At 62.5% G+C, this 12,933-nt stretch carries 7 protein-coding genes and 1 pseudogene; 3 read left to right on the top strand and 5 right to left on the bottom strand.

Annotated elements, in window-relative coordinates:
• Positions 1 to 629: 629 nt before the first annotated feature.
• The 3 genes from QM596_RS27475 to QM596_RS27465 form a co-directional block, all read right to left on the bottom strand.
• Positions 630 to 1,118, bottom strand: coding sequence for a hypothetical protein (locus QM596_RS27475; protein WP_283310383.1), 489 nt, complete (start codon positions 1,116 to 1,118; stop codon positions 630 to 632).
• Positions 1,119 to 1,509: 391 nt separating this feature from the next.
• Complete coding sequence (locus QM596_RS27470) at positions 1,510 to 1,716, bottom strand: hypothetical protein (RefSeq protein ID WP_283310382.1); 207 nt, start codon at positions 1,714 to 1,716, stop codon at positions 1,510 to 1,512.
• 114 nt (positions 1,717 to 1,830) lie between these two features.
• Positions 1,831 to 2,205, bottom strand: coding sequence for a hypothetical protein (locus QM596_RS27465; RefSeq protein WP_283310381.1), 375 nt, complete (start codon positions 2,203 to 2,205; stop codon positions 1,831 to 1,833).
• 607 nt (positions 2,206 to 2,812) lie between these two features.
• Here QM596_RS27465 and QM596_RS27460 point away from each other — a divergent pair.
• Positions 2,813 to 3,971, top strand: a pseudogene (locus tag QM596_RS27460) (IS110 family RNA-guided transposase).
• A 31-nt stretch (positions 3,972 to 4,002) separates the two neighbouring features.
• On the opposite strand, the gene QM596_RS27455 reads toward QM596_RS27460, so the two are convergent.
• Positions 4,003 to 4,539, bottom strand: coding sequence for an orotate phosphoribosyltransferase (locus tag QM596_RS27455; protein WP_283310380.1), 537 nt, complete (start codon positions 4,537 to 4,539; stop codon positions 4,003 to 4,005).
• A 180-nt stretch (positions 4,540 to 4,719) separates the two neighbouring features.
• A complete protein-coding gene (locus QM596_RS27450) occupies positions 4,720 to 6,159 on the bottom strand; it encodes a phytoene desaturase family protein (protein ID WP_283310379.1) in 1,440 nt (479 codons plus the stop codon).
• Positions 6,160 to 6,715: 556 nt separating this feature from the next.
• Between QM596_RS27450 and gltB the strand changes: the two genes are divergently transcribed.
• The gene (gene gltB / locus QM596_RS27445) at positions 6,716 to 11,314 is read left to right on the top strand and encodes a glutamate synthase large subunit (protein ID WP_283310378.1); all 4,599 of its coding nucleotides are present in this window, start codon (positions 6,716 to 6,718) and stop codon (positions 11,312 to 11,314) included.
• Entirely contained in the window at positions 11,307 to 12,758 is a 1,452-nt protein-coding gene (locus tag QM596_RS27440) for a glutamate synthase subunit beta (protein ID WP_020968013.1), read from the top strand. The genes gltB and QM596_RS27440 overlap by 8 nt, the downstream gene beginning before the upstream one ends.
• Positions 12,759 to 12,933 lie beyond the last annotated feature (175 nt).

Below are 12,933 nucleotides of genomic sequence, written 5' to 3'. Positions count from 1 at the left end.
CGATGGACTGTGGCAGCTGGTCGGCACGTTTCCTTACCCGTCGACGCGCCGAGGAGTTGTTCGGCGGCTCTGAGGGCAGCGGGCGGACACGTCTCAATATCGGTCATGCCGCAGACATTGAATGGAGTCGACATTGAGGCCTGTGGTGTCGGCGAAGGGTGCGGCGCACGACGTCCGCACCAACGGACGTGCCGTAGCGGGTGAGTGAGACGGGTGGACGAAGGTGCGGGTCAGGATCTTTGTCCGACCCCATACGGCGCGGTTGTTGCCTGTACCAGCTTATTTCAGCGGTGCCGTCGATGACTCGGATTCCGGCACGTCTAGATCGGCAGTACTGGCTTTAGCAGTGCCGGTAAGAAGTAGGGCGGGCAGGTTGGGTTCGAGGGCGAGGGGGGCCGGCCAGTCCGATGATGTCGATCGCGCCGCTGTCGATGGCGTCGGCCATGCCTCCGCCGTGCGGAATCCGCCAGTGGGCATCCACGGCGCCGTGGTGGTTGCGCGAACCCGTTCGGTGTAATCGATGGCAATCAGACGACCTGGGTCGAATTGGTGCTACCGCAGTAATTCGAGTTGCAGAATGCGCTGGCACGTCGGTACTCGCCTGACGGGCCTCTGCTCGAATAACCCATTCACAAGCTGTAGTAATTCCTATCGCCCCGTCGTATCGGCTGTTTCACGGATCCACCTTCGAGATCCTGAATCGTGCCGCCGCTAATGTGTTCTGAACCGGCCCGACTTCCACGGTTCTCGATCAGGCCTGCGACGTGTAGAGACCCTGCCATCTTGCCGCCAGGGTGCACTCTCACCAACCCTCCGCGCTCGACGTGCACGGACCCGCTCTGGCTGCCTACAATGTCGGCCACGGAACCTGACGCTACGTGCAGCGAACCCGAGTGCTGGCCGACGATGCGCGCAGAGCTACCGGACTGAAGCTTGAGTGATCCGGAGAGTTGACCTCGGCCGGCGAGTTCAAACCTTGCGCCCTCGTGGACACAGACACCGCCTGAGTGGGCCGTGGCGAGCACTTCGTTGTCGGTAACCACCCATGGTTCGCGGTGCTCTTCCGAGCCGTCGGCCAAGATGTGGATGTCCTGTGGGTGCTGGTGATTGTGTGCCATGTGCACACGTTATCTGCGCCATCCGACAGAGTTGGGCATTGGCGCTGCAGACGACTGGGGTCGCGCTAAGTGCGCGGTCAGCCGCTCGATCCACGGGCAGCAAGGTACGGGGACGATGAGCTGCGGACGTGGATCGACAATCAGCATCGAGTGCTGCCCTGCTGTGATCGACTGCGCGGCCTATATCGGCGGGGTGCGACTCCCCGGTGCTCATACTCCGGAGAGTGCATTGGATGAGGTTCGGCGCCGTGGCTTGGGGTTCGTGGGGCCGGACAACAGTCCGGATCGAGCGTCCGGAGCAGGTGACGGTCAGGGCACAGATCATTTCCAGGTTTGTGGGCTCACCGTTGGCTTGTTCAATTCGCTGCCTGGTGGGGGGAGCGCGTTGCGCCTACCTGGATGCGTCGTTTCCGGGTTGTCTTGTCGGCACTGCATAGAGGTCGGTCGTACGTTGTATTGCCCTTGTGCATCTGTCGGCGGTGGTGTAGCCGGTGACGGTGGTGCCGTCCGGGCCAAGGGAGTGGGTGATGAGGTCGAGGTAGCGACGCCGGTAGAGGTAGGCATCAGGCTCTGCGAGTAGAAATTCTACGGCGGCCATGATGACGCTATCACCGAAGTGCCGGCCACCACTTGAGCCGGGCAGTAACGGACACATAGAAAGGGCCGGTGAGCAATGCGCTCACCGGCCCCATGCGTACGAACTCGACCTATGTCACCAGTTCTGGAGGATGTAGATGTTGTTGTTCCAGATCGCAGGATCGGTGAGCGAGAAGGAGATCTCACCTCGGTGGGACGCTGTTTCCTCGACCAACTGATCGATGCTGGCGTAGACATGCTGGCCGTCGCCCTTGTAGATCGAGCCTTCGCCGAGGGCGATGCTCCAGTAGTCGTTCGGAACAACCTCAAGGAAATCCGCGGCATTGGTGTCGGCAATGAATTGAGTTTCGTTCGGATCGAATCGAATGCCGACATACCCGTTGCCGGAGTACGGGGTTGCGGCAGATGCGACACCCGCGCTGAGGAGGGCGACAGCACCGGCAGCGACCGGGACCAACAGCGCAGCTACGGCCATACGTGAACGGGACATGGAAACCTCCTACGACGCGAAGGCTGCATCGGCCGCAACCCACTTTGATGTAACTGACGGTATCGCAAAATTGAGTAGCCGAACATTTGCGACAAGATGACCTCGGTCACGTGGTCGAGGGGCTGGTAGTCCGGCATTTGCGCCGCTCATACTTTACGACTAGGTGAAACGGTGGTTGCAGGCCGGGGAATGTGCACACGGAAACGGGCCGCTTGCCGCTTTCGCTCCCCGTGAGTGAATTTCTGGCAGTCAACCCGGTCGGTCGGACTATCTACTCCATCCGCCTGCCCGGCGGCCCGGCCACCTGCGGTGTCCCCCGAAGAGAACTCCGCTGCGCTCCGTTCCGGAAAAGCGTCTTATTTGTTTCCTTACCGTTTTTGCCGGGCGGTACTGGCCGAACATTTGTAGGTTCGGAGCTGCCTGGGGACGCCGGGTATGGCTCTTTTTGTTTCTGCTGTGCGCATGGCTGAAGGAGAATGGCCGCCCGGTGTTCTCGACGACTCGACCGCTCATTGAGAGACGCGAACGATATCGCTGTGTAAGGACACGTCGGAGAGGTCGTCCACCAGGTTTTCAGCCGACTCGAGGACCGATCGAAGGGGAGCGCGTGAAGTCGCTATGGGCAGGTATAGATGCAGGTAAAGCTCCTCATCACTGTGTGGTGATCGACAGTGAGGGAACGCGATTGCTGTCTCGTCGGGTCGCCAACGACGAAGCAGATCTGACGACGCTCGTCGACACCGTTCTCGAACTGTCTGGTGGTGGTGTCGTGACGTGGGTTGCTCGCGGACCGAGAGCAGATGTTGTTGTACCTGCCAGGCAGGATCGTCTATCACGCTGCTGCTGGTTATCGCGGTGACAGCAAGACCGATGCGAAGGACGCGGCGATCATTGCTGATCAGGCCCGGATGCGCCGCGATCTGCATCCGATGCGAGTGGACGACGAGATCAGCGTGGAGTTGAAGATCCTGACCTCGCGTCGCACGGATCTGATGCGAGATCGGACCCGAGCAATCAACCGGCTCCGAGCGTTGCTCACCGGATATTTCCCGGCACTTGAACGAGCATTGGATGTGCGCAACTCTGCGGGTGGGTTGATCTTGTTGACCGGATATCAATCGCCTGACGGACTTCGGAAGCTCGGCCGGACGAAGTTGGAAAGGTGGTTGCGGAAAAGGAAGGCATACAACGCCTCTCGACTGGCGGATGTTGCGATCGGGGCTGCACATGGGCAATTGGTGCGGGTGGCTGGGCAAGATGTCGCCGCGGCGTCTGTCGGTAAGCTGGCGCGCCAGATCCTGAGTCTGAATGGTGAATTGCGGGAGTTGGATTCCTTGATCGAGGAGCGGTTCCGTCGTCACCGGCACGCGGAGGTGATCGAATCTATGCCAGGCTTCGGACCCTTACTCGGTGCCGAATTTCTCGCCGCCACGGGTGGTGATGTGTCCGCGTTCGGTAGCGCCGACAGATTGGCGGGCATCTCCGGTCTAGCGCCGGTGCCGCGTGATTCTGGTCGGGTCAGTGGGAATCTGCGCCGGCCGCGCAGATACGACCGCAGGCTGTTGCGTGCGTTCTATCTGTCGGCGCAGCTCAGTATTCGGCACAGTGCGCAGTCGCAGCTCTTCTACAATCGCAAGCGAGCCGAGGGAAAACGCCATACACAGGCAGTTCTCGCGTTGGCGAGACGGAGACTGAACGTGTTGTGGGCGATGCTCCGCGACAACGCCACATATCAACCGGGACCGAGTATCGCATCGGCCGCGTAGGTAACTCATCGCCTGCCGCTGTTTCCTGTCACTAGCCGGCGAGTGTTGAGTCCAAGAACTCTTTGGTGAATACCGATCGAATGCTCACGTCGGTATCGGCGAGTGCAATGCCCTGAGAACTCGATCTGTCGATCGCACACAGAACTACCGAAACATCAGCGCCCAGCGCACGAAGGGCGAGAGCTGCGTTCCTGACCGCGCCGCCAGTGGTGATGACGTCTTCGACCAGGGTGACAGCCTTTCCTCCGACGTCGATTCCCTCTGCGAGTTTGTTCATCCCGTACTGCTTTGGTTCCTTACGGATGAAGACCGCCGGTATACCGGTTGCTTGGCTGAGCATGGTGACGATCGGGATGCCGCCCATTTCCAGTCCGCCGAGTATTTCGGTGTCCTCTGGAACCAAGGGGACCATGCGGTCGGCGATGCGACGCAGGAGATCCGGGTCGGTTTCGAATAAGTACTTGTCGAAGTACTCGGATGCGGTGATGCCGGAGCGAAGAGTGAACTGACCCGTCAGCCGGCACTTTCGGTCCACATCTCGGGCCAGATTCTGCAGATCCTCGTCCATAGCAACCATTGTTGCCGGTGCTGGATGCGCCATGTGTTCTGCGTCTCATGCCAATAGTTGCTCTGTCGCGGGTTCGCTTCGGCCACTGGGCCGGGCATCTCCGCCTCGTCCGTGTTGGCCGGCTGGGTCAGGGACTCCTCCGGAGGCCTTGTCCGAAATGTCGTCCCCATCGGGGACGCCTCAACCCCGCGCCTTCAGCGCCGCACGCGCGGCATTGAACCCACCCATCCCGTGGACCCCGCCGCCCGGGGGAGTCGCGGACGAGCAGAGGTAGACGCCCGGAACCCCGGTGGCATAGGGGTCCAGCCCGAACCGGGGGCGCGCGATGATTTGGCGCGCAGTGTTCGCCCCCGCGGAGATGTCGCCGCCCACATAGTTGGGGTTGTAGGCCTGCATCTGCGGCACATTGCGCACGTGGACGCCCACGATCCGGTCCCGGAACCCCGGCGCAAAGCGCTCGATCTGACGCGTCACCGCATCGGTAGCGTCACCCGGATAGCCGTGCGGCACATGCGCATACGCCCACACGGGATGGATATCTCCGACGGATCGGGAGGGGTCGGCCAAGAACTGCTGGCCCAACAGAATGAAGGGCTTGTCCGGCATCTGACCCCGAACGGTCTGGCGTTCCACGGCAGCAGTTTCCGAAATCGTGCCGGACAGATGCAGGGTGCCGGCCTTGCGGGCATGCGGATTCGTCCACGGCACGACGCTTCCGTCGGAGTCGCCACGCACGGCGTAATCGACCTTGTACGCGGCGGTGCCGTAGCGGAATTTGCGGTAGGCCCGGGCAATGCGGTCGGGCTGCCGGCCGTCGAGCAGACGACCGGCCGCATCGGGGGCGATGTCGAGCATGACGATGTCGTAGTCGGCGATCTGGGAGTAGTTGGTGACCCAGTTCCCGGTTTCGATAGTGCCACCGAGGCTGCGCAGGATCGACGCGAGGGCGGCTGCAATTGAGCCCGAACCACCTTGTGCCACAGGCCAACCGTGAGCATGGGCTCCAGCAGTGAGCATCGAGCCGACAGCGCTGGACAGGGGAAGGGTGAGCGTCCCGAACATGTGCGCCGCGACGCCACCGAACAGCGCCCGCGCTTGTGGGGTCTTGAACATCCGCGCGAAACCCGTCGCGGGAAGCAGAGCGCCCGTCCCGAAACGGGCGAGCATCAGCGGGTGCTTCGGAACGTGCACGATCGGCTTGAAGACGTCCTGCACCAACTCGTCGAAGTTCTCGGAGAGGTATCCGAAGACGTCGAGCCACCTCTTACCGTCGACACCCAGTCCCTCAGCGGTCCGGTTGATGTCGCGCCAGAGAACCCCGGCGGTGCCGTCGTCGAGTGGATGGACCAGATCGATCTCGGGCCACCGCCACGTCAGGCCATGCTTGGCGAGTCCGAATTCGCGGTCGAGTTCCTTGAAGTAAGGAGAAGCCAAAGCGGTGGGATGGAAGGCGGAGCAATCGTCGTGGACGAGTCCGTCGACTATGTATTCGCTACTGCGGGTACCGCCGCCGATCTTGTCCGCACCCTCGATGACATGGACGTCGATTCCGGCGCGGGCGAGTTCGATCGCCGCCGCGAGACCGTTGGGACCACTGCCCACCACTACTGCTGTTGTCATTTGCTCTTCGCCACCCGTCTTCTCAGGTGTGAGCCTACGGAAATTACAGCGATGGCATTCTGCGAGCAAACAATTCAGGCCTAGACCTTGGTTGATCGATCAACTTTTGTTACAGTTCGAGGCGCACTGGCCGCAGCTGATTCTTATCGCTGCGGCCAGTTGTTGCATTCATCGCCCATCGCGCCTGTTTCCTGCGGATTCGGTATCCTGTGAATCGGAACTTCTCTGCACAGACGCAGCTCCGAAATCTGTCGAGGGGCCTTCTGGCTCCCTGCATCGCCGCAGTTCAGAGCAATTATAGGGCTACCTTAGTTGCGCCCGTGCCGGGGTTCTGAATTATCGTTTTCGTTACACGGTTGACTCACAAAAGTTTCAACCGACCGAAGACTCACGTCGCCGGGTGCCAGAACGCACACCATCGCGTCTGCGCAGGGCGGCTACTTCGGTGGTACCGAACACATCGTCGTGTCGGTGCTTTGAAGGACTTGCATTGCAAGTTGATGGCCATCAGCGCTGCTGGTCGTCGGTGCATCTTTATGGCATACGAAGGCTGGGTATGAAGCAACTTCCAGGCCCCCAGGGCCTCTATCACCCGTCCAATGAGCACGACTCCTGTGGAGTCGCATTTGTTGTCGACATGCATGGTCGCCGCAGCAGGGACATCGTCGAAAAGGCGATCACCGCTCTGGTCAACCTCGAGCATCGCGGCGCTGCCGGATCAGAACCCAACACGGGTGACGGTGCGGGCATTCTGCTGCAGGTTCCCGACAAGTTCTTCCGAGCTGTCGTGGACTTCGCGCTGCCCGCCGAAGGCGCGTACGCAACCGGTATCGCATTCCTCCCGCAGGGCGATGCCGATGCACACGAGGCTGCTGCTGCAGTCGAGAAGATCGTCGTCGAAGAGGGCCTGAAGGTTCTCGGCTGGCGCGAGGTCGGAACCGACGACTCCTCGCTGGGCGCATTGGCGCGCGACGCGATGCCGACGTTCCGCCAGATCTTCATCGGCTCTGAGGGTGACAAGTACACCGGCATGGATCTCGAGCGTCGTGCATACGTGGTGCGTAAGCGCACCGAGCACGAACTCGGCTCCGAAGGCGCCGGCAAGGGTGGCCCGGGTAGCGAGACCGTGTACTTCCCCAGCCTGTCCGGCCAGACGTTCGTCTACAAGGGCATGCTCACCACCCCGCAGCTCAAGGGTTTCTACCTCGATCTGCAGGACGATCGTGTCGAGAGCGCACTGGGCCTGGTCCACTCGCGCTTCTCCACCAACACGTTCCCGTCGTGGCCGCTGGCGCACCCGTTCCGCCGGGTCGCTCACAACGGTGAGATCAACACCGTCACCGGCAACGAGAACTGGATGCGCGCTCGCGAGTCCCTGATTGACAGTGAAGTCTTCGGTGGCCGCGAGAACCTGGACAAGATCTTCCCGATCTGCACCCAGGGCGCCAGTGACACCGCTCGTTTCGACGAGGTGCTCGAGATGCTGCACCTCGCCGGCCGCAGCCTGCCGCACGCAGTTCTCATGATGATCCCGGAAGCCTGGGAGAAGCACGAGAGCATGGACCCGGCTCGTCGGGCGTTCTACGAGTACCACTCGGCTCTCATGGAGCCCTGGGACGGACCGGCGTCGGTGTGCTTCACCGACGGCACCGTCATCGGCGCCGTGCTGGACCGCAACGGTCTGCGTCCGTCGCGTCTGTGGATCACCGAAGACGGCCTCGTCGTCATGGCGTCGGAGGTCGGCGTTCTGCCGATCGATCCGTCCACCGTGGTCCGCAAGGTCCGCCTCCAGCCCGGCCGCATGTTCCTCGTGGACACCGCGCAGGGCCGGGTCATCAGCGACGACGAACTCAAGTCCGAACTCGCTGCCGAGCACCCGTACCAGCAGTGGATCGACGAAGGTCTGATCCACATGGACGACCTGCCGGACCGCCCGTACACGTACATGTCGCACGAGCGCGTCGTGCTGCGTCAGCAGCTCTTCGGTTTCACCAGCGAAGAGGTCAACCTGCTGGTCAAGCCGATGGCTCTCTCCGGTGCCGAGGCACTGGGCTCGATGGGTACAGACACTCCGATCGCCGTGCTCTCGTCACGTCCGCGGATGCTGTTCGACTACTTCTCGCAGCTCTTCGCTCAGGTCACCAACCCGCCTCTCGACGCGATTCGTGAAGAGGTTGTCACCAGCCTCGGCGCGACCATCGGCCCCGAGGGCGACCTGCTGCACCCGAATGCGGACTCCTGCAAGCAGATTGCGCTCCCGCAGCCGATCCTGCACAACGACGATCTGTCGAAGCTCGTTCACGTCAACGACGACGGCGAATTCCCGGGCTTCCGCAGCGTCGTGATCCGCGGCCTGTACCCCGTCAAGGAAGGCGGCGACGGTATCCGTCGTGCGCTCGAGGGCATCAAGTACCAGGTCTCGCAGGCAATCGAGGGTGGCGCACGCATCGTCGTGCTCTCGGACCGCGAGTCCACCGAGGATTACGCGCCGATCCCGTCGCTGCTCCTCACCTCGGCGGTGCACCACCATCTGGTTCGTGAGAAGTCGCGCACCAAGGTCGGCCTCATCGTCGAGGCCGGCGACGCCCGCGAGGTGCACCACATGGCGCTCCTCATCGGCTTCGGTGCCGCAGCGGTCAACCCGTACATGGCTTTCGAGACCATCGACGAGTTCCTGCAGAACAAGGAACTCGAGGGCCTGACCCTCGAGAAGGGCATCGCGAACTACATCAAGGCAGCCGGCAAGGGTGTCCTGAAGGTGATGTCCAAGATGGGCATCTCGACGCTCGCGTCGTACACCGGTGCTCAGCTGTTCCAGGTCATCGGCCTCTCGCAGGAGCTGACGGACGAGTACTTCACCGGTCTGCAGTCGCAGCTCGGTGGCATCGGCCTCGACCAGATCGCAGCCGACGTCGAAGCGCGTCACCGCATTGCGTACCTCGATCGCCCCGAAGAGCGCGCTCACCGCGAGCTCGAGGTCGGCGGCGAGTACCAGTGGCGTCGTGAAGGCGAGTACCACCTGTTCAACCCGGACACGGTCTTCAAGCTCCAGCACGCAACTCGCACAGGTCAGTACGAGGTGTTCAAGGAGTACACGACAATGGTCAACGACCAGTCGGAGCGCCTTGCCGCTCTGCGTGGTCTGTTCGACTTCAACATCGGCAAGCGGCCGTCGATCTCGATCGACGAGGTCGAGCCGGCCAGCGAGATCGTCAAGCGTTTCTCGACGGGTGCGATGAGCTACGGCTCCATCTCCGCCGAGGCTCACGAGACTCTCGCCATCGCGATGAACCGTCTGGGCGCCCGCTCCAATTCCGGTGAGGGCGGCGAACATCCGTCGCGCTTCACGCCGGACGAGAACGGCGATCTGCGTCGCAGTGCCATCAAGCAGGTCGCGTCGGGACGCTTCGGCGTCACCTCGCACTACCTGAGCAACTGCACCGACATCCAGATCAAGATGGCGCAGGGAGCCAAGCCCGGTGAGGGCGGCCAGCTTCCGGCTCACAAGGTGTACCCGTGGGTGGCCGAGGTTCGGCACTCCACGCCTGGCGTCGGCCTGATTTCGCCGCCGCCGCACCACGACATCTACTCGATCGAGGATCTCGCTCAGCTGATCCACGACCTGAAGAACGCCAACCCGCAGGCCCGCATCCACGTGAAGCTGGTCTCCGAGGTCGGCGTCGGAACCGTCGCGGCCGGTGTCTCCAAGGCACATGCCGACGTCGTTCTGATCTCCGGTCACGACGGTGGCACCGGTGCCACCCCGCTGACCTCCGTCAAGCACGCGGGCGCACCGTGGGAGCTCGGCCTCGCCGAGACCCAGCAGACGTTGCTGCTCAACGGTCTTCGTGACCGCATCGTCGTGCAGGTCGACGGCCAGCTCAAGACGGGTCGCGACGTCGTCGTTGCTGCCCTGCTCGGTGGCGAGGAGTTCGGTTTCGCCACCGCACCGCTGGTGGTCTCGGGCTGCATCATGATGCGCGTCTGCCATCTCGACACCTGCCCCGTCGGTGTCGCGACGCAGAACCCGTTGCTGCGTCAGCGTTTCAGTGGCAAGCCGGAATTCGTCGAGAACTTCTTCATGTTCATCGCCGAAGAGGTTCGCGAGCTTCTCGCGGAACTCGGTTTCCGCACGCTGCTCGAAGCAGTCGGCCAGGTCGACATGCTGGACACCACGCGCGCTCTCGATCACTGGAAGGGAAGCAAGGCAGGCAATCTCGATCTGTCGCCGATCCTGACCCAGGTCGAGTCCGCGTTCATGGACCAGGACGTCCACTGCACCGGTACGCAGGATCACGGTCTCGACAAGGCGCTCGATCAGCAGTTGATCGTCTCGGCCCGCAACGCACTCGACAAGGGTGAGGCGGTCTCGTTCGAGTCCGCGATCACCAACGTCAACCGCACGGTCGGCACCATGCTCGGCCACGAGGTCACCAAGGCGTTCGGTGGAGAGGGCTTGCCCGAGGGCACCATCGACATCACGTTCACCGGTTCCGCCGGTAACAGCTTCGGTGCTTTCGTGCCCAGCGGTATGACCCTGCGCCTGCACGGCGACGCCAACGACTTCGTCGGCAAGGGCCTCTCGGGTGGACGCATCGTCGTACGCCCGCCGCTCGATGCAGCGGAAGGCTTTGTCGCCGAGGACAACATCATCGGTGGCAACGTCATCCTGTTCGGCGCCACCAGCGGCGAGGCTCTGCTTCGCGGTGTCGTCGGCGAACGCTTCGCAGTCCGTAACTCCGGCGCCACTGCCGTCGTCGAGGGTGTGGGCGATCATGGTTGCGAGTACATGACGGGTGGAAAGGTGGTCATCCTCGGAGCCACCGGACGTAACTTCGGCGCCGGCATGTCCGGTGGCGTCGCGTACATCTACAACCCCGACAAGGCATTCGAGAAGAACCTCAACACCGAACTGGTGGACCTCGAGGATCTTTCGGGCGACGACTTCACCTGGTTGAAGAGCGTCATCGAACGTCATCGCGACGAAACCGGCTCCGAGGTTGCCACGCGCATCCTCGGCGACTGGTCGCAGCAGGTGGGTCACTTCGCAAAGGTGATGCCCCGCGACTACAAGAAGGTTCTTTTGGCCATCGCGGCCGCAGAGAAGGATGGCAAGAACGTGGACGAGGCAGTTATGGAGGCAGCTCGTGGGTGATCCAAGCGGCTTCCTGAAGCACACGTCGCGCGAACTTCCGGTTCGCCGGCCGGTGCCGTTGCGCCTGCTCGACTGGAAAGAGGTCTACGAGGAGTTCCCGAAGGAAACCCTCCAGACCCAGGCCAGCCGTTGCATGGACTGCGGAATTCCTTTCTGCCACAACGGTTGCCCTCTCGGAAACTTGATTCCCGAGTGGAACGACCTGGTCTTCAAGGACCACTGGCACGACGCCATCGAGCGTCTGCACGCGACCAACAACTTCCCGGAGTTCACCGGTCGTCTGTGCCCCGCGCCCTGTGAGGCGTCCTGTGTCCTGGGCATCAACCAGGATCCGGTCACCATCAAGCAGGTCGAGGTCGAGATCATCGACAAGGCCTTCGACGAAGGGTGGGTAAAGCCGGTTCGCGCCGCGCACGCCACCAACAAGAGGGTCGCAGTTGTCGGCAGTGGTCCGGCCGGTCTGGCTGCAGCGCAGCAGCTGACCCGCGCCGGTCACGCAGTGACGGTCTTCGAGCGGGCAGACCGCATCGGCGGCCTGCTGCGCTACGGCATCCCCGAGTTCAAGATGGAGAAGCGGCACATCGACCGCCGTCTCGAGCAGATGGAAGCCGAAGGCACCGTCTTCAAGACCAACGTCAATGTCGGCGTGGACATCACCGCGGACGAGTTGCGCGAGCAGTTCGACGCAGTGGTTCTGGCCGGCGGCGCCACCGCAGCTCGCGATCTGCCGATCCCGGGCCGCGAACTGGACGGCATCCACCAGGCGATGGAGTTCCTGCCGATCGCCAACCGCGTGCAGTTGGGTGACCTCGACGCTCCCACCATCACCGCTGAGGGCAAGAAGGTTGTCATCATCGGCGGCGGCGACACCGGAGCGGACTGCCTCGGCACCTCGCACCGTCAGGGCGCAGCCAGCGTCCACCAGTTCGAGATCATGCCGCGTCCGCCGGAGACTCGCGCCGAGCAGACTCCGTGGCCGACGTACCCGCTCATGTTCCGCGTGGCTTCGGCTCACGAGGAGGGCGGCGAGCGTCTGTTCTCCGTCAACACCGAGAACTTCGTCGGTGAAAACGGCAAGGTCACCGGACTCAAGGCTCACGAGGTCGAGATGAAGTCGGGTCGTTTCGAGAAGGTCGAGGGCTCGGACTTCGAGCTCGAAGCCGATCTCGTGCTCCTGGCAATGGGCTTCGTCGGTCCCGAGAAGCCGGGTCTGCTCACCGATCTCGGTGTCGACTTGAACGAGCGCGGCAACGTCGCCCGCACGTCGAAGTGGAACACCAACGTCGACGGCGTGTTTGTGGCCGGCGACATGGGCCGCGGTCAGTCCCTGATCGTCTGGGCCATCGCCGAGGGACGTTCCGCAGCAGCCGCTGTGGACACCTACCTCGAGGGTGTCACCGCCCTTCCGTCACCGATCCACCCGACAGCGGCTCCGCAGCGCTAGAGGCTCTTACAAAGCCGCACCCCATCGCATTCGGTGGGGTGCGGCTTTGTTTCTGCAAGTAGTTCGCACGATCTGTAACAAACCTTCATCAATCGTGCATCGGACAGACACAACGCCCAGACAGTATGATTCCGGAGCATCGATAGTGGTGTATGGGTTGCTTAAGTTAAATCAG

Source organism: Rhodococcus sp. IEGM 1406, assembly GCF_030056745.1.
Classification (GTDB): Bacteria; Actinomycetota; Actinomycetes; order Mycobacteriales; family Mycobacteriaceae; genus Rhodococcus_F; species Rhodococcus_F erythropolis.
Note: the sequence above shows the minus strand (reverse complement) of the source record. Positions and strands in the feature narration are given on the sequence as shown.